The following is a 17,808-nucleotide window of genomic DNA, read 5'->3' as shown; positions in this document are numbered from 1 at the left end:
CCCCCTTGTGGTCCTCAGACTGCCATCGCTTGCGGGGCAGCGCAAACCAGAAAAGGGGGGGCTATCCGGTGGCTATCCCACGGCCGAGCGCAGCCCGCGATCGAGCAGGCGCGTCAGCCGCGCGGAGAAGGCCCGCGGATCGACCGGAAGCTCGCCGTCGGCAATGCGGGCCTCGTCGAACAGCAGGTGGGCCGCATCCTCACGCAGGGCCGCGTCTCCGTCGTCCGCCTCCGCCAGTTTCGCGATCAGCGCGTGGCGCGGGTTGATCTCCAGCACCGGCTTCGCGCCCGCATCGAGACGGCCTGCGCCGGCCAACAGCTTTTCCAGCTGGCGATCCATGCCATGATCCGGCGCCACAAGACAGACCGCGCTTTCGGTCAACCGTTCGGATGTGCGCACGTCCGACACCGCATCGCCAAGCGTGGCCTTGACGAATTCCACGAAGCCATTGACCGCGTCGGATGCGGCCGGCGCGGACTCCTCGCCTTCGAGCAGGGGCACGAGGCTGAGATCCGACAGGCCCTGTGTGACCGACTTGAACGGCTTGCCGTCATAATCCACCCCGCCGGTGACCCAGAAGCTGTCGACCTGATCGGTCAGCAGCAGCACCTCGATACCACGCGCGCGGAAGCCTTCGAGCTGGGGTGAGGAAGCGAGGCGATCCAAATCGGGGCCGGTCGCATAATAAATCGCGGTCTGGTTGTCGCGGAGCGAGGCGACATAGTCCTTGAGCGAGCGCCAATTCCCGGCTGACGTCGTGGTCTTGAAGCGGGCGAGGCCGAGGAGCGCGTCCCGGCGCGTGAAATCCTCGTACAATCCCTCCTTCAGGACCGCGCCGAAATTATCCCAGATCTTCAGGTAGCGATCGGTATCGCTGGAGGAGAGCTTGTCGAGCTCGGAGAGAATGCGGTTCGCCACGCCCTTCTGGATGGCGGCGAGCACCGGACTCTCCTGGATCATCTCGCGCGAGACGTTGAGCGGCAGATCGTTCGAATCGACCAGCCCGCGCACGAAGCGCATATAACGCGGCAGAAGTTGCGCCTCGTCGGTGATGAAGACGCGACGTACGTAAAGCTTCATCCGGCCCGCGCGATCCGGATCGAACAGGTCGAAGGGGCGCGTTTCGGGCACGAAGGCGAGTACGGTATATTCGTGGAGGCCTTCGGCGCGATAGTGGAGCGTGAAAGCGGGATCGTCGAACTGTCCGGCAACGCCGCGATAGAAATCCTGATATTCCTCGGCGGTCACATCCGCCTTCGGCTTCGTCCACAAGGCCGCGCCATCGGCGATCTGGCTCGGCTCGGCGTCAGGCGTTTCCTTCAGGAAGATCGGAACTGGGACATGCCCGGATTGCGCCTTGATCGTGCGCTCGACCATGGCGCGTTGCGTATAGGCGGTGGCCTCTTCCTTCAGATGCAGCCGGACGCGCGTGCCGCGGGCCGGTGCATCCGCCAGATCGGCCGGGGCGATCGTATAGGTGCCGAGGCCGTCGGACGACCAGGTTGCGGCGCTATCGGCACCCGCGCGACGGGACGTCACGTCCACATGGTCCGCCACCATGAAGGCGGAATAGAAGCCGACGCCAAACTGGCCGATGAGCTGACTGCCCTCGGCCTCCTTCGCGCCGGCGATCTTTTCCATGAACGCCTTCGTACCCGACCGCGCGATCGTGCCCAGCGCCTCGGCCATTTCGGCCTCGCTCATGCCAATGCCGTTGTCGTCGATGATGAGCTGGCGATTGTCGGCATCGAGCGTCACGGCGATGCGCGGTTGGCCATCCTCCCCCAGCAACGCGGGATTGCTCAACCCTTCATAGCGCAGCTTTTCGCAGGCATCCGCGGCGTTGGAGATCAGCTCGCGAAGGAAGACGTCCTTATCGGAATAGACCGAGTGGACCATGAGATGCAGCAGTTTGGCGACATCGGCTTCGAACGAGCGGGTTTCCGGGGCGGTCTCGGTGGTCATGGCAGGATCAGGGTCTCCGCAATTGGCTCCCGCGCAGATGGACGCGGGGCGGGCGGCTTTCAAGTTTGCCGTCAGCCCGCCAGATTTTCCGCCATCTCCGCAAGTTCCAGCCACCGCAGCTCGGCGGCATCCCGATCCGCCCGCGCTTTGTCGATCGCTTTCATCAGCGTGTCGAACCGCTTGGGATCGCGCGCATACAGATCCGGATCGGCCAGGGCCGCCTCGTCCCGCGCAATCGCGGCCTCGTAGGTTTCGATCTGTTTGGGCAGCAGCTCCAGATCGCGCTGATCCTTATAGGTCAGCTTGGCCCGGGGCTTGGGGGCGGCCGGCGGCGGTGTGACGGACTTTGCGGCGGCGGACCCGCCCCGAAGTTCCGGTCGCGGCCCGCGCTGCTTGACCCAATCCGCATAGCCACCGGCGACGATGTCGACATTGCCCGAGCCATCGAGGCCCAGTGTGACGGTCACCGTGCGATCCAGAAAATCGCGGTCGTGGCTGACGATCAGGACGGTCCCGTCATAGTCCGAGATGACCTCCTGCAGCAGGTCCAGCGTTTCCAGATCGAGATCGTTGGTGGGCTCGTCCAGCACCAGCAGATTTGAGGGGCGGGCGAATTCGCGGGCCAGGAGCAGGCGCGAGCGCTCGCCGCCGGAGAGCGTACCGACCCGTGCATCCACCATGTTAGGATCGAACAGGAACTCCTTGAGATAGCCGGCAATATGCTTGCGCACGCCGAGCACGTCGATCCAGTCGCCGCCGTCGGCGAGGATATCGCGCACGCGCTTGTCGGGCTCCATCAGCTTGCGCTGCTGATCGATGATCACGCCGTCGAGCGTTTTGGCGAGCTTGACCTTCCCCTCGTCGGGTTGGATCTCCCCGGTCAGCAATTTGAGCAATGTCGTCTTGCCGGCGCCGTTCGAGCCGACCACGCCGATGCGGTCGCCGCGCGTCACGCGGAAGCTGAAGTCGCGAATGATGTCGCGGTCGCCGAAGCGCTTGGTGACGTGCTCGGCGTCGATGACGACCTTGGTGCGCGTGTCGTTGCTGGCGGTGACGAGCTTGGCGGCGCCTTGCGGGGCGATCATGGAGGCGCGTTGGGCGCGCATCTCCATCAGCTTGGCCTTGCGACCTTCGTTGCGGGCACGCCGGGCGGTGACGCCGCGCAGCAGCCAATGCTCCTCGATCTTGAGCTTCGCTTCCAGCCGCTGGGCGTTGCGCGCCTCTTCCTCATACACCTGCTCGGTCCAGGCCTCGAAGCCGCCGAAGCCGATCTCGGCGCGGCGCATCGAACCGCGGTCGAGCCACAGGGTGCTGCGCGTCAGCCGGGTCAGGAAGGTGCGATCGTGGCTGATGACGACGAAGGCGCCGCGAAAGCGGCTCAGCCATTCCTCCAGCCAGTCGATCGCGGCCAGATCCAGATGGTTGGTCGGCTCGTCGAGGAACAGGACGTCGGGATCCTGTGCCAGCGCGCGCGCAATCGCCGCACGCCGCCGCTCGCCGCCGGATGCAGTCGCGGCTTCGCGGGTGAGATCGATCCCGAGCTGATCGGCGATCGCCTCGACCGCATAAGGTTCGGGCGCGTCGGTGCCGTGCAGCGCCCAGTCGCGCAAGGTCGGATGGCCCGCCACTTGCGGGTCCTGTTCCAGCAGCACCACCTTGGTGCCCGGCACGATCGTGCGGCGCCCTTCGTCGGGATCGATCGCGCCGGCAAGCAGGCGGAGCAGGGTGGTCTTGCCCGCGCCGTTGCGGCCGATCAGCGCCAGCCGATCGCGCGGCTGCAGATGCAGATCGATATGGCGGAACAGCCAACCCGCGCCCTGAACGAGGCCGAGATCTTCATAAGCGAGGACAGGTGCTGCCATGGACCAAATCTGAGGAAGAGGGGAGCGCGATCGGAACGATCTGAACGCTCGCGACATTCACTGCCTATTCAAGCGATGGCGCCCATGCAACATTCCATGCTGATGAAGATCGTTATCGTGGCCAGTATCGCCGGCATCGCATTCCTTCCCGCCGACGGCGCGCGACGAGTCCGCGATCAGGATCAGGCCTTTGCCGCGCGCAAGGCCGGCCAGATCATGCCGCTTCACGAAATCGAAAGCCGCATCGTCCCCCGCATGCCGGGATGCGATTATCTGGGTCCCGATTTCGACCCCAGTTCAGGCGTTTACCGGCTGAAGTTCATGCGGGGTCGATCGGTGATCTATGTCGATGTCGACGGCCATAATGGACAGATTGTCGGTCGCTCCGGCGATTGAGCGGCGCCAATTCGCGACTTATTCGTTACGGAGCGGTTATGTCGCTGACCGTGACCGTCCATGGAGAATCGAATGCGCGTGCTGATTGTTGAGGACGAGCCCAATCTGGGACGCCAGCTGCGGGCGACCCTGGAGGGGGCAGGCTATGCCATCGACCTCGCTACCGACGGTGAAGACGGCCATTATCTGGGCTCGACCGAAAATTACGACGCTGTTGTCCTCGACCTCGGCTTGCCGGAGATTGACGGGCTGACCGTGCTCGATCGTTGGCGCAAGGAAGGCAAGGACATGCCGGTACTGGTGCTGACCGCGCGGGACAGCTGGTCGGACAAGGTGGCCGGGCTCGACGCGGGCGCGGACGATTATCTCGCCAAGCCGTTCCAGACCGAGGAACTGATTGCCCGGCTGCGGGCGCTGATCCGGCGCGCGTCGGGCAACAGCTCGTCCGAATTGCTGGCCGGCGATATCCGCCTGGACACGCGTTCCGGCAAGGTCACCAAGGATGGCGACCCGGTCAAGCTGACCGCCCAGGAATATAAATTGCTCAGCTACCTGATGCACCACAAGGGCAAGGTGGTCAGCCGCACCGAGCTGATCGAGCATATCTACGATCAGGATTTCGATCGTGATTCCAATACGATCGAAGTGTTCGTTACGAGAATTCGTAAGAAGCTGGGCCCCGATGTGATCACCACGATCCGCGGCTTGGGGTACAGCCTCGAAGAGCCGGCCTGACATGCGCCTTGCCGGCATCAAGCCGGCCCTCGTGCGATGGACCGAGTTTCCCGTAAACTGGACCCGCATCATCTTCGGCATGCCCTTGCGGATTGGCGGAGTAGCGGGCGAGCCCCCACGCACCACGGCGCAGACGACCGGATCGCTGACGCGGCGCATGCTGGGCATTGCGGCGTTGTGGATCGGCCTGCTGCTGGCAGGCGGCGGCCTGGCGCTGGATCGCGTGCTCGACAATGCGGTCACGCGGAACTTCGATTCGCAGCTGCAATATGTGCTTTCGGCGATGATCGCATCGGCCGAACTGGATGAGGATGGTGAAATCCGCTTCATCCGCCCGCTCGGCGACCAGCGCTTTCTGGAACCGAATTCCGGGCTTTATTGGCAGGTGTCGGCAACGGGGCACGAACCCTTCGGATCGCGATCCTTGTGGGATCGGCGCTTGCAAGTCGCCATCGCCCATCGTGACGAGAGCAACCACATTTATGACAGCGACGAGTTCGGGAAGGACGAATCGCTCCGCGTGATGGAGCGGGACGTGCGGCTGCCGGGCTCGCCGGTCACCTGGCGCTTTCAGGTCGCGCAGGATCGTGGCGGACTGGATGCCCAGATCGCCATCCTGCGCAAGACGCTCGTCAGGTCCTTCGCCATTCTCGGCCTGGGCCTGATCATCATGTCCACGTTGCAAGCGACGTTCGGCCTGTGGCCGCTGCGCAAGGTGCGGCGTCAGATCGCGGCGGTCAGGGCCGGGCGCGCGGCGCGCATCGATTCCCGCCTGCCGATTGAAATCGCGCCGATGGTACAGGAATTGAACGATCTGCTGGCGCATAATGAGAAGCAGGCGGAAGAGGCGCGCACCCATGCCGGCAATCTGGCCCATGCGCTGAAGACGCCGCTGACCGTGATCATGAACGAGGCGAGCGCCAACAGTCCGGACCTGTGCCGGGCGGTGATCCGGGAGGCGACGACGATGCGCCGCCAGGTGGATCACCACCTTGCCCGCGCCCGTGCCGTCGGACGGCGCGCGGCTGGGCAGAGCGTCGCGCCGCTATGGCCGAGCCTCGATTCGGTCGAGCGCGCGGTCAGCCGGCTCTACCCGCACGTCACGGTCGACATCGCCGGCGATCGGACGACGCGGGTTCACGTGGAGCGGCAGGATCTGGACGAACTGCTCGGAAATCTCATCGAAAATGCCGCGAAATATGGGGGCGGTCGGGTGTTCGTCACCGTCGAACGCGGACCGGACTTCGCCGAGTTGCTGATCGAGGATGACGGGCCGGGCATTCCCGAGGCGCAGCGCGATGCCATTTTCGAGCGCGGCGCGCGTCTCGACACGGGCAAGCCTGGCACGGGCCTCGGCCTTGCGATCGTGCGTGACGTCGCCGAGATTTACGGCGGTACGGTGGCGCTGGAGGAGAGCGAGGATCTGGGCGGCCTGCTCGTCCGGTTGCGGCTGCCCACCGCGAAATAGCCGGGCGCGCACGAACGCTTCCCATTGCGGGCCCAACATGGTCATATCGACCGCGGGGTTTGACGGAGGGGGCAGCATGGGGGCCAGCGGCATCGCGACAATCGTCTGCGCTCGCACGCCGTTTCCGGCGTGAGCCCCGCAGCGCGCTTCACGATCGGCGATTTTCGGATCGATCCCCGCCGCAATGTCGTCCAGTCCGCGGCAGGCGAAACCCCGCTCGAACCGAAGATCATGGATGTCCTGTGCCTGCTCGCCGCGCATCCGGGCGAGGTCATGGCGCGTGAAGGGATCATCGATGCGGTCTGGGGCCACGCTTATGGGGCCGACGAAAGCCTGACGCGGGCAATTTCGCAGCTTCGGAAAGTCTTTGGGGATACGCCCGCGCCTGCCCGTTTCATCGAGACCATATCCAAGCGCGGTTACCGCCTGATCGCACCGGTGTCGGTCGAGCCCGAGCCAAGCGCTCCGGTCGCGCGTCGCCGGTGGAAACGGTCGTGGATAGCTGTGGCGGTCGCTGCATTGGCCCTGACGTTGCTGGTCGGGGTGTACCTCCTCCGCGAGTCTGGGTCGGCCGATCCGGTGCCGGACGGCATCGCGGTGACCGTCGTCCCGTTCGATCCGCTGAGCGCCGACCAGCGCGTGGGCGCGCGCACGATATCGGATCAGGTGGCCGTCGCCCTGTCGCGCGCCAGCCTGTTGCATGTCGCCAAAGGCAATCCAGCGTCGACGCCGCGCGATTTCAGCTATCGACTCCGCGGAACGGTGCAGCGGGTCAGCGGCTCCATCCGGGTCACCGTCGAGATATTGGGACAAGGCGGCGAGAATGTGTGGGCCGGCATTTACGACCGTCCCGCCCCGCTGGGACGGGCCGGGCAGGACGAACTGGTCGGCGCGATGTCGGCCGAAATCAATAACCGCCTGCTGGTTGCGGCCAAGACGGCGATCCGACGCCTCCCGCTGGAATCGCTCAAGCCGTGGCAACTGACGCTGCTGGCGACATGGGTTCCCGGGAGCGACGAAGTCTTCCTGCGTCCGCATGGTGCGGATTCGCTGTGGCCGCAACGGCGCGCTCTGGCGCTCGACCCCAATTATGCACCCGCCCATGCGTCGCTGGCGAGCGCGCTTGCCTATCGCGCCTTGTTCACGCCGGGTGCGGATACGGCCTCATTGCGGCGCGAGGCTGCCGGCCATGCCGAATTGGCCAAGGCCATCGCACCTTATGATGTGGGCGTGCTGTATGAGCTTGCGACCTATTATCGGCTGATCGGCGACCGCGCAGGCGCCAACGCCGCCTTGCAGCATGTGATCGCGATCCAGCCGGATCATCCGGTGGCGCGGTACGATCTGCCGTTCGTGCAAAGCCAATGCACCGTTGGTAGCGGGTCTGCCGTTGCGCGGCTGGACGCGGCGCTTGCGACACTCGCTCCGGACAATCCCGTGCGGTGGGTGCTGCTGTCGCATCTGGCCGATCTCCACCTTGCGCGCGGCGACACTGCGGCGGCGGCAAAAGCCGCGGGCGGTTCGCGCGCGATCGTGCGGATGACCTGGTCGGGGGTGACGCTGGCGGCGGCACTGGCGCAACAGGGGCGTGACGCTGACGCCCTGCGGGTTTCGCGGGAAACCAAGCTGGAATGGCCCGGCCTCGACTGGGGTCGTTTCGCCACGACGATGACGTCGGCCTGGTGCCTGGGCGGCGAGCAACAGCAATATGCGGCCGCGGCGTTCCATCGGCTCGCGGCGATCGAGCAGCCCGCGCACAAGCGCCCTTAGGCCAACATCAGGAAAACATCGGGCGGCCTTCGGGACGCTGCCAAGCCTCGCTCGCTAGCGCCGGATCGTCTTGAACGGTCGGAGCCTGCAATGAGGACGATGATATGGACGGTGGGCGCTTTTGCCATGATGCAGGTGCCGCTTACGTCCGCCGCGGCGGCGGATGCGGCGACCCTGAGTTTCCCCGCGCGCTACTTCGCCTTATTCCGGCCCAATAGCGCGCTCGACATGGTGAAGCGCGTGCCCGGTTTCACCTTCCAGCCCGGGGACGCGACCCTGCGCGGGATGGCGGAAGCGGCCGGGAACGTCGTGATCGACGGCAAGCGCGCGGCCGACAAGAATTTCACGCTCGATCAATTGCTCGATCGCATACCCGCGTCCCAGGTCGAGCGGATCGAACTGATCCGCGGCACGGCGCCCGGCGTGGACATGCTCGGGCAGCCGTTGATCGCCAACGTCGTCCGGCGGGCTGCGGCATCCTCCTCGGCAGCCATCACCGCATCGAATGCCATCTATGCCGACGGAAGGATTGCCCCGGGCGTGACGATAGAGCGATCGCATAGTTTCGGATCGGGGCGCAGCCTGTCGATGAGCGCATCGCTGTCGCGCTATGTCGAGCTCAACAAGGGCGACGGCCGGCGCGTGCGGTACGACCGCACCGGGCGCGTGATCGAACGCGCCGATGTTGCGGCCGCGGCGGGTGGGACCACCGGCTATGCGCAAGGCGCGGCGGAGGTGCCGCTGTGGCATGGGCAATTGCGCCTGAACGGCACGGCCACCTGGACCGATTATCGCGATCATCAAATCGACCGCGCATTCGGCCCGGCACTGGTGCTAACGCGGCTCGACGAAAATCTCGGCGGCCTGGGGGGCGGGCAGGCGGGGGGCGAGGTCGGTGCGCATTTCAGCCGCGGCTTCGGCCCTGGCGTGGAGAGCGAGACGACCATGCTGCTGCGGATGGGGCGTAAGAGCTACGCCTCCTTGTCGGCTGCACCCGGTGTCGCGATCGCCTTTGCGGAACGCGATCGCACCGGCGAAGCGCTTATGCGGACCCAGTTGCGCTATAAAGCGAGCGAGCGCCTTTCTGCGACCGTCAGCGCGGAAGGTGCCTATAATGTCTTGAACACGCACAGTGCGCTGGCGTTCAACGATATGCCGCTGCCCTTGCCCGACGCCGAGGCGCGCGTGACCGAGACGCGCGGCGAGATCGGGGCCGAGGCAATCTGGGTGCCAAACGGCAAGATGCAGATCGAGGCGGGCGGCCGTCTGGAAGTGTCGCGCATCCGCGCGCGCGCCGATGGCGTGCAGCAACGTTCCTATCGTTATCCAAAACCGCGCCTGCGCCTGCGTCTGTCGCCGACACGGCGGCAGCAGGTGCGCGTTCGGATCGAGCGCGAGGTGGGGCAGCTGGATTTTGCCAATTTCGTGGCCGCCGCGACGCTGGACAAGGGCCTGGTCTCTTCGGGAAATGCGGGCATCCGTCCGAATAATGCCTGGGTCGCCGAAGCCAGTTACGAATGGCGCAACGGAGGTGCCGCGCTGGTGCTGACCTACCGCCACAGCTGGCTGCGCGATGCGATCGATCGGGTCCCGATCGTTTCCGCCGACAGCGCGGCGATCTTCGATGCGCCCGGCAATATCGGCAAAGGGCGCGAGGACGATATCATTGCGGACGCGACCATCCCGCTCAAGGCGATCGGGGTGCGCAACGCCGAATTGAAGCTGCACGGCAGGTTGCGCCGGGCGCGGGTGACCGATCCGACAACCGACACGCTGCGCCAGATTTCCAACCAGAAGCCGTATGAGTTCACCGTCGACTTCCGTCAGGATCTGCCGGTCATGAAGGCGGCCTGGGGCGTCAGCCTGGATGCCGGCTGGTCGACCCGGACCTTCCTGTTCAACGAAGAGGATCGCAATCGTGCCAGTAGCTTGTTGAAGCTGTTCGCGGATTATAATCCCACCGCCAACCTGTCCTTCCGCGTCGAGGCAAGCGACCTGCTGAGCCGACGCTATCGACGCGTCATCGATGCCTATGACGGGCTGCGCGGCGCGGGGCGGCCCACCTATCGCGACGACCGCCGGCTCAGCCTTGGGCCGGCCCTGTCCTTTCGGGTTCGCCGATCTTTCTAAGGAATCAGACGCGCGGCGTGACCGGTCGGATCAGCCCTTCCTGGGCCACGCTGGCGACGTGGTGGCCGTCGATCGCATGGAAGGTGCCCCGGGTCAGGCCGCGGCCGCCGCCCGCCCATGGGCTTTCCATCGTGAACACATGCCATTGGTCGAGCGCGGGTACGTCATGGAGCCATAGCGCGTGATCCAGACTGGCGGCCTGTACGCGGCCGCTGAACAGGGGGATTCCGTGCGGCAGGACCGCGGTCGTCAGCAGGCCGAAATCGCTGAGATAGGCGAGCATGGCACTGCACAGCGCGGGATCCGACGGCGCGGGTGCGGCAAGGCGAAACCATAAATGGCTGAGCCCCGGCTGGGACGGGGGCGCGGGGTCGCCGAACGGCGGGACGGGGCGGAATTCAAAGGCTGCGAACCGCTTGAGGAAATGCGCCATGATCGGCGATCCTCCACCATTCTTGTCGCCGACGGCCAGCGTTTCGGGCGGCGGCACGTCGGGCAGCGGCACCCCATGCGCCAAACCTGCTTCGACGCGCTGGAAGGAGGCAGTCATGGTCAGGATCGGCGTGTCGTTCTGCGTGGCCACGATGCGGCGCGTGCTGAAGCTGCTGCCATCATAATCGCGCACCACGCGGTAATCGATCGGGACGGCTTCGTCGCCCGGGCGCATGAAATAGGCATGGAGTGAATGGGCACGCTGATCCGCCTGCACCGCGCGCGTCGCGGCCATCAGCGCCTGCCCGATCACCTGGCCGCCGAACACGCGACCCTTGCCGGCGGGATAGCGCGATCCGCGAAAGAGATCGGTGTCGCGCGTTTCGACGTCGAGCAGGGTGGTAAGGGCGGTGACTGGGGATTGGGCGTCGGTCATCGACATCCTACCCGTTCGTGTCGAGTAGGGTTCGAGCCTGTCGAGAACCCGTATCGAGACATATTCCCTCGATATGCCATCTCGACAAGCTCGATGGCTACTCGGGACGAGCGGGGTGATGCAGGCTGCATTACACCGTCACTTCCCGATAATCGGCGATCAGCGCGTCGCAGATCGCGCGCGCGGGCCGCACGTCGCGGACCGCGCCGACACCGTGGCCGGCGGACCAGATCGTCTTCCAGGCCCGCGCCTCGCCTTCCAGGTCGAGCGCGCCGACATGGCCGGGGGCGTCGAGCAGGCCGTTGGCGGCAAGGCTCGCCTTCATGAAATTGGCGGCGATGCCAGTGACCTTGTCGGTATGGATGATATCGGCCGAACGCGCGTCGATCATCATCGCCTTCTGCTCGGGCGAGGCCATGCTTTCCGCCGCGGCGATGAAGAGGCTGCCGAAATAGCCGTAATCCGCGCCCATCAGTTCGGCCGCGGCGACATGGCGACCGCGGCTGAGCGACCCGCTGAGTACCAGCGCGCCGTCGAAAAAGCTCCTGATCTCATCCAGCAGCGCGAACGGATTGATCGTACCGGCATGGCCGCCGGCACCGGCCGCGACCGCGATCAGCCCATCGACGCCGGCCTTCACCGCCTTCTCGCCATGGCGCGCGCTGATCACGTCGTGAAAGACGAGCCCGCCATAGCTGTGGACCGCATCGACCACATCCTTCACCGCACCGAGGGAGGTGATGACCACCGGCACCTTGCGTTCCACCACCACTGCCAGATCCTGTTGCAGGCGGCTGTTGGTGCGATGGACGATCAGGTTGACGCCATAAGGTGCGCTGGCCGCGTCCAGGCGCGCCTCGATCGCGTCGAGCCAGGCGATGAAGCCCTCGGTCGTGCGCTGGTTGAGCGCGGGGAAGGTGCCGAGCAGACCGGCGCGGCAGCATTCCACCACCAGATCGGGGCCTGAGATCAGGAACATCGGTGCCACGATCGCCGGGATGGCGAGGCGTCCGGCGAGCGATGCGGGGATGGTCATCGCCTATTACCGACGCTCAAGATGCGCCTTCTCAATCCGGTCCTCCGTTCGCCCTGAGCGAAGTCGAAGGGCGCAGCGCGACGTGCTTCGACTTCGCTCAGCACGAACGGAGGTTGGACAAGTTTCATCGCTTTAAAACGCGTCTTCGGGCAGCGCCATCATCGAAGCCTTGCCGGCCTTGATCGCCAGGAAGCAGGCAGTTGCCTGGGGCAGGATGCGATCGAAGAAGAAGGTCGCGGTTGCGATCTTGGCCTTGTAGAAATCGGCTTCGCCATCGCCGGCCGCCACCTTGGCCTGGGCGATCTTCATCGCGCGGGCGAACGTGTAGCCCATCGCCACCAGCCCGAGCAGACGCAGATAATCATTGGCCGCCGCACCGGCTTCCTCCGGATCCTTCAGGCCCTTCTGCGCGATCGTGCCGGTCGAGAGCTGGAGCGCCCCGAAGGCCTGCGCGAGGCCGGGCATGATCCCCGCCAGCGCCTCGTCCTCGGCATTGTCTTCCAGGAAGGTGGACACGGGATGGAAGAAGGATCGCAGATAGCGGCCCATATGCGCACCCAGCTTGCGCCCGACCAGATCGAGCGCCTGAATGCCGTTGGTGCCCTCGTAGATCATCGCGATACGGGCATCGCGAACATATTGCTCGACGCCGCTTTCGCGAATGTAGCCATGCCCACCATAGACCTGCACCGCCAGATTGGCGGATTCGAAGCCCAGATCGGTGAACAAGGCCTTCACCACCGGCGTCATCAGCGCGACGAAATCGGTGGCGCGTTGCTTCACTTCGGGATCGGTCGAATGCTTCTCCGCATCGAGCGCGCGGCTGACCCAGCCGCAGACGGCCCGGCAGCCTTCGTTATAGGCGCGCATCGTCATCAGCATGCGGCGTACGTCGGGGTGCACGATGATCGGATCGGCGGCCTTTTCCGGATGCTTTGCCCCCGACAAGGCGCGGCCCTGAACGCGATCCTTGGCGTAATAGACGGCGGCCTGATAGGCGGCTTCGCCGACGCCGAGGCCCTGCACGCCCACGGACACGCGTTCGGTGTTCATCATCGTGAACATCGCTTCCATGCCCTTGTTGGGCCGGCCGACGATCCATCCCGTCGCTTCGTCAAAGTTCATCTGGCAGGTGGCGGAGGCCTTAAGCCCCATCTTATGCTCGATCGCACCGCAGGAAACGCCGTTGGAGGGGCCGACACTGCCGTCCTCCTTGGGCAGATATTTGGGTATCAGGAACAGGCTGATGCCCTTCACGCCGGCCGGTGCGTCCGGCAGGCGGGCTAGGACGAGGTGGATGATATTCTCGGTCAGGTCATGCTCGCCGGCCGAGATGAAGATTTTCGAGCCGGTGACCTTGTAGCTGCCATCCGGCTGCGGCACCGCCCGGGTGCGCAACAGGCCGAGATCGGTGCCGCAATGCGCCTCCGTCAGGCACATCGTTCCTGACCAGATACCCTCGACCAGCTTGGGAATATAGCGCTGCTGCAGCTCTTCCGGGGCGTAGCCCTCGATCGCGGTCGTGGCGCCGTGGGTCAGGCCCGGATAGAGGCCGAACGACAGGTTGGTGGCGCTGATCATCTCCTCGGTCAGCTTGTTGACCGCCTCGGGCAGACCCTGGCCGCCCCACTTAGGGTCGGAGACGAGACCGCACCAACCGCCGTCGCGGAACTGGTCATAGGCTTCCTTGAAGCCCTTAGGCGTGCGGACGACCCCATTTTCCAGCACGCAGCCTTCCTCATCGCCGTTGCGGTTGAGCGGCAGCAGGACATCGCGCGCCAGGCGCGCGGCCTCTTCGAGGATGGCATCGACGAGATCGGGCGTGAATTCGTCGAGCGCGGCGAGGCCGCCGAAACCGTCGTCCTGGTGGAGCTCGTGCAGCACGAATTTCATATCGCGCAAGGGGGCTTCATAGACCTGCATGTTTAGGGCCTCTTACCAATCCATCGTCATGCTGAACTTGTTTCAGCATCCATCTATCAATCCGCACTGCCGCGCCTGTGGCACGATGGACCCTGAAACAAGTTCAGGGTGACGTGCCAAGGCATGTCAGTTCCGCAATGGCTTTCCGGTTTCCAGCATATGCTCGACCCGCGCAATCGTGCGGACATCGCGTACCCGCAGAGCGAACGCCTCGCGCTCCAGTTTCAGCAGATCCGCCTCCGTGACCGTATCGACCAGATCGGCCTTGCCGCCGGTTAGGACGCCCGCCAGCGCATCGGACACGACCATATCGTAATCGGTCGCGAGCCCGCGCTTGCGAAAGCCTTCGGCCGCCATGTTGAGACCGACATGCCCGCTTTCACCCGGCAGTTTGAATTCGGGCGGGGCAGGCGGCTGATAGCCTGCCACCAGCGCCAGCGCCCTGGCCTTGGCGTCGCTCAACAACCGGTCGCGGTTCATGGTGATGGCGTCGTCGGGGCGCAGGAACAGGAGCTCCTTGGCCTGCGCCGCCGATTTGGAGACGGTCGCGGTGCTGACCGTCTCGAACACCTTGGCGACGGCGGGCATCGGACCCTTGGGCATCGCCGGTGCATCGCGCCAGCGCTGGAGCATTTCGCCGCAGCCACCCCAGCCCGGGATCAGGCCGACGCCGCATTCGACCAGACCCATATAGAGTTCGGCATGCGCCTGGATCGCGTCGCAGTGGAGCAGGATCTCGCAACCGCCGCCCAAGGCCATGCCGGCGGGCGCGCCGACGACAGGGAAGGGGGCATATTTCAGCGCCTTATAGGCTTTCTGGCCGCCGGCGACGAGCTTGTCGACCTCGCCCCAGGCCGCGATATTCAGTGCGAACAGAGCGAGGCCGAGATTGGCGCCGGCCGAGAAGTTGCTGCCGTCATTATAGACGACCAACGCCTTGAAGCTTTTCTGGACGAGCGGGATCGCCTGGCCGATCAGCTTCATGACCTCGCCGTCGAGCGCGTTCATCTTGCCGGTGAACTCAAGGCAGGCGACGCCGTCCCCAACATCCCACAAAGCGGCCGAGCTGTTCTTCAGCAGCGGCTGCGATGCAAGCTTGATATCCTCCAGCCGCAGCACGCCTTCGGGTCGGACGATGTCATGATATTCGCCATCGATTCCAAGATATTGGCGTTTGCCGCTCTCGACGCGATAGAAGGCGCGATCGCCGGCCAGCCTGAGCAAATCGGGCACCGGCTTGCCCTCGGCATCGAGACGTGCGGCAAGCTTCGCCGCGCCGATCTTGTCGATGAGTTCGAACGGCCCGAACTTCCAATTATAGCCGAGCTTCATCGCGTCATCGACCGCGACGATGCTGTCGGCTGCCGCCGGAACGAGGCCGGCGGCATAAGCGAGCGTGCCGCCCAGCACCGCCCAGGCATAATCGCCCATCTTGCCCGTGAGGCCGATCAGCGCGTTGAGGTCACCCTTGGCGGCACTGGCGGGCAGGCCGCCGGCCTTGATCGGCAGGCGATATGCGCCGGTGACGAGATCGATCGTCTCCTTGCGCTTCCCCGCCTCGCGATTGACGCGATAGAAGCCACCCTTGCCCTTGCGGCCGGTATAGCCGTCGGCGATCATTGTCTCGATCAGCGGATGGCTGCGGGCGATCGCCTGATAGGGATCGTCCTTCGGCAGAGTCTCCGTCAGGCTTTTCTGGAGGTGCGGCATCAAATCGATGCCGACCAGATCGACCAGTCCGAAGATGCCGGTCTTGGGCACGCCCATCGGCCGGCCACCGATCGCGTCGGCTTCCTCGACGGTCAGGCCAAGATCGAAGGCGGCGTTAAGGCCGAGCTGGATCCAATAGGTGCCGATGCGATTGGCGATGAAGCCGGGCGTATCCTTGGCATGGACGATGGTCTTGCCCAGCGATCGATCGGCAAATGCCTCGACCCGGGTCGCGATGGCCGGATCGGTCGCGCCGCCGGTCACGATCTCCAGCAACCGCATGTAGCGCGGCGGGTTGAAGAAGTGGGTGATCAGGAAGTCGCGCTTGAACGCGTCCGTCCGCCCCGCGACCAAGGCATCGAGCGGGATGGTGGACGTGTTGGAGGAGATGGCGGTGCCGGGGCGCCGCACCGCCTCCAGCTTGGCATAGAGATCATGCTTGATGTCGAGCCGCTCGACCACCGCCTCGATGATCCAGTCGCATGTCGCGACCTTGGCAAGATCGTCCTCGATATTGCCGGCTTCGATCAGCTTGGCCGCGCGCGGCGACATGATGGGCGCGGGATCGGTCTTGAGCATCTTCGCGATCGCGCCCTCCGCCACCGCATTGCGGTTGGCAGGGCTCGCATCGCCTTTGGGTACGATGTCGAGCAGCAGCACGGGCACGCCGGCATTGGCGACCTGGGCGGCGATGCCCGCGCCCATGACGCCGGCGCCGATCACGCAGACCTTCTGGATGGAGTCGCTCACTCGGCTGCCTCCAGCACGGTGGCGATGCCCTGGCCGCCGCCGATACATTGTGTCGCCAGCGCATAATGGCCGCCGTCGCGCTTGAGCAGGGCAGCGGCCTTGCCGACGATACGGGCCCCGGTGGCACCGAGAGGATGGCCGATCGCGATCGCGCCGCCATCGATATTCACCGTTTCCGGCTTGAGCCCGAGATCACGCATGCAGGCGAGCGCCTGGCTGGCAAAAGCCTCATTGAGCTCGACGACATCCAGGTCGCCGACCGAGATGCCGGCGCGCTCCAGCGCTTTGGTGGAGGCGCCGACGGGCCCAATGCCCATGATTTCCGGTGCACAGCCGGCAATGCCGACCGATTTGATCCGCGCGAGGATTTCCAGGCCGTGCGCACGGGCATAATCCTCGCTCGTCACCAGAACCGCGCTGGCACCATCGGTCAGCGGGGAGGAGGTGCCGGCGGTCACCGAACCATTGGCATCGAAGGCCGGCTTGAGGCCGGCCAGGCCCTCTGCGCTGGTCTCGGGCCGCAGGGTGCCGTCTTCGCTGACGGTGCCGGTCTTGGTCTGGATTGGCACGATCTCGTCGGTGAGCTTCCCGCCCTGCCGCGCCTGGGCGGCCTTCTGCTGGCTCTCGACCGCGAACGCTTCCTGCTCGCCACGCGTCAGCTGATAGCGCGTCGCGACATTCTCCGCCGTGTCGCCCATGCCCATATAGGCGCTGCTCTTGGCGGCGAGGCTGGGGTTGGGCAGCGGATTGTAACCCATCATCGGCACGCGGCTCATCGATTCGACGCCCGCGCAGACGAAGACCTCGCCCGCGCCGATCTGGATCTGCCCCATGGCGATATGGATCGCGCTCATCGACGATCCGCAGAAGCGGTTGACGGTCATGCCGCCGACTGAGAGCGGCAGATCCGCCAGCAGGCCGATCAGCCGCGCGACGTTCAGGCCCTGCTCGCCTTCCGGGAACGCGCAGCCGAGGATGATGTCCTCAATATCCGCGGCGTCGACCTTGGTCCGCTCGATCAGGCCGCGAATGACCTGCGCGGCAAGATCGTCGGGGCGAACGCGGGCCAGATCGCCTTTGGTCGCAAGATGGAAGGGGGACCGGGCGTAACCGGCAATGACGACGTTGCGCATTTATCACTCTCCGGACGGACTTGACGGTCTTTTTACCGTTGCGTGCCGTGTTGCCTCTAAAG

12 protein-coding genes are annotated in these 17,808 nt (G+C 65.3%); 5 read left to right on the top strand and 7 right to left on the bottom strand.

What is annotated here, in order from left to right:
- Positions 1 to 72: 72 nt before the first annotated feature.
- Positions 73 to 1,965: a molecular chaperone HtpG gene (gene htpG, locus ACSBM8_RS10555; RefSeq protein WP_442677990.1), complete on the bottom strand. Its 1,893-nt coding sequence runs from the start codon at positions 1,963 to 1,965 to the stop codon at positions 73 to 75.
- A 71-nt stretch (positions 1,966 to 2,036) separates the two neighbouring features.
- Complete coding sequence (locus ACSBM8_RS10550; protein ID WP_442677989.1) at positions 2,037 to 3,827, bottom strand: ABC-F family ATP-binding cassette domain-containing protein; 1,791 nt, start codon at positions 3,825 to 3,827, stop codon at positions 2,037 to 2,039.
- A 96-nt stretch (positions 3,828 to 3,923) separates the two neighbouring features.
- Here ACSBM8_RS10550 and ACSBM8_RS10545 point away from each other — a divergent pair, with 96 nt between their 5' ends.
- The 5 genes from ACSBM8_RS10545 (at position 3,924) to ACSBM8_RS10525 (ending at position 10,326) form a co-directional block, all read left to right on the top strand.
- Positions 3,924 to 4,223 carry a hypothetical protein gene (locus tag ACSBM8_RS10545; RefSeq protein ID WP_442677988.1) on the top strand — a complete coding sequence of 100 codons (300 nt, stop codon included), beginning with the start codon at positions 3,924 to 3,926 and terminating at the stop codon, positions 4,221 to 4,223.
- Positions 4,224 to 4,295: 72 nt separating this feature from the next.
- Positions 4,296 to 4,958: a response regulator transcription factor gene (locus ACSBM8_RS10540; protein WP_420136454.1), complete on the top strand. Its 663-nt coding sequence runs from the start codon at positions 4,296 to 4,298 to the stop codon at positions 4,956 to 4,958.
- Between the two features lie 79 nt (positions 4,959 to 5,037).
- A complete protein-coding gene (locus ACSBM8_RS10535; RefSeq protein WP_442681556.1) occupies positions 5,038 to 6,426 on the top strand; it encodes a sensor histidine kinase in 1,389 nt (462 codons plus the stop codon).
- 129 nt (positions 6,427 to 6,555) lie between these two features.
- Positions 6,556 to 8,196 carry a winged helix-turn-helix domain-containing protein gene (locus tag ACSBM8_RS10530; protein ID WP_442677987.1) on the top strand — a complete coding sequence of 547 codons (1,641 nt, stop codon included), beginning with the start codon at positions 6,556 to 6,558 and terminating at the stop codon, positions 8,194 to 8,196.
- 90 nt (positions 8,197 to 8,286) lie between these two features.
- Positions 8,287 to 10,326 carry a TonB-dependent receptor plug domain-containing protein gene (locus tag ACSBM8_RS10525; RefSeq protein WP_442677986.1) on the top strand — a complete coding sequence of 680 codons (2,040 nt, stop codon included), beginning with the start codon at positions 8,287 to 8,289 and terminating at the stop codon, positions 10,324 to 10,326.
- Between the two features lie 4 nt (positions 10,327 to 10,330).
- On the opposite strand, the gene ACSBM8_RS10520 is transcribed toward ACSBM8_RS10525, so the two are convergent.
- The 5 genes from ACSBM8_RS10520 to ACSBM8_RS10500 all read right to left on the bottom strand — a co-directional run bounded on the left by ACSBM8_RS10520 (position 10,331) and on the right by ACSBM8_RS10500 (position 17,746).
- Entirely contained in the window at positions 10,331 to 11,194 is an 864-nt protein-coding gene (locus ACSBM8_RS10520; protein ID WP_442677985.1) for an acyl-CoA thioesterase, read from the bottom strand.
- Positions 11,195 to 11,324: 130 nt separating this feature from the next.
- Positions 11,325 to 12,230, bottom strand: coding sequence for an NAD(P)H-dependent flavin oxidoreductase (locus ACSBM8_RS10515; protein ID WP_442677984.1), 906 nt, complete (start codon positions 12,228 to 12,230; stop codon positions 11,325 to 11,327).
- A 132-nt stretch (positions 12,231 to 12,362) separates the two neighbouring features.
- Entirely contained in the window at positions 12,363 to 14,153 is a 1,791-nt protein-coding gene (locus tag ACSBM8_RS10510; RefSeq protein WP_442677983.1) for an acyl-CoA dehydrogenase C-terminal domain-containing protein, read from the bottom strand.
- Between the two features lie 126 nt (positions 14,154 to 14,279).
- Positions 14,280 to 16,613, bottom strand: a complete 2,334-nt coding sequence (locus ACSBM8_RS10505; RefSeq protein ID WP_442677982.1) for a 3-hydroxyacyl-CoA dehydrogenase/enoyl-CoA hydratase family protein — start codon at positions 16,611 to 16,613, stop codon at positions 14,280 to 14,282.
- A complete protein-coding gene (locus ACSBM8_RS10500; protein WP_442677981.1) occupies positions 16,610 to 17,746 on the bottom strand; it encodes a thiolase family protein in 1,137 nt (378 codons plus the stop codon). Before ACSBM8_RS10500 ends, ACSBM8_RS10505 begins: the two co-directional genes overlap by 4 nt.
- Positions 17,747 to 17,808 lie beyond the last annotated feature (62 nt).

The sequence above is a fragment of the Sphingomonas sp. ASY06-1R genome (assembly GCF_052180265.1).
Taxonomy (GTDB): domain Bacteria; phylum Pseudomonadota; class Alphaproteobacteria; order Sphingomonadales; family Sphingomonadaceae; genus Sphingomonas_I.
Note: the sequence above shows the minus strand (reverse complement) of the source record. Positions and strands in the feature narration are given on the sequence as shown.

Coding starts and splice junctions, on each gene's coding strand:
- ACSBM8_RS10510 (WP_442677983.1), bottom strand. CDS start 14,153: ATGCAGGTCTATGAAGCCCCCTTGCGCGATATGAAATTCGTGCTGCAC.
- ACSBM8_RS10525 (WP_442677986.1), top strand. CDS start 8,287: ATGAGGACGATGATATGGACGGTGGGCGCTTTTGCCATGATGCAGGTG.
- ACSBM8_RS10540 (WP_420136454.1), top strand. CDS start 4,296: ATGCGCGTGCTGATTGTTGAGGACGAGCCCAATCTGGGACGCCAGCTG.
- ACSBM8_RS10550 (WP_442677989.1), bottom strand. CDS start 3,827: ATGGCAGCACCTGTCCTCGCTTATGAAGATCTCGGCCTCGTTCAGGGC.
- ACSBM8_RS10545 (WP_442677988.1), top strand. CDS start 3,924: ATGCTGATGAAGATCGTTATCGTGGCCAGTATCGCCGGCATCGCATTC.
- ACSBM8_RS10500 (WP_442677981.1), bottom strand. CDS start 17,746: ATGCGCAACGTCGTCATTGCCGGTTACGCCCGGTCCCCCTTCCATCTT.
- ACSBM8_RS10535 (WP_442681556.1), top strand. CDS start 5,038: ATGCCCTTGCGGATTGGCGGAGTAGCGGGCGAGCCCCCACGCACCACG.
- htpG (WP_442677990.1), bottom strand. CDS start 1,965: ATGACCACCGAGACCGCCCCGGAAACCCGCTCGTTCGAAGCCGATGTC.
- ACSBM8_RS10515 (WP_442677984.1), bottom strand. CDS start 12,230: ATGACCATCCCCGCATCGCTCGCCGGACGCCTCGCCATCCCGGCGATC.
- ACSBM8_RS10520 (WP_442677985.1), bottom strand. CDS start 11,194: ATGACCGACGCCCAATCCCCAGTCACCGCCCTTACCACCCTGCTCGAC.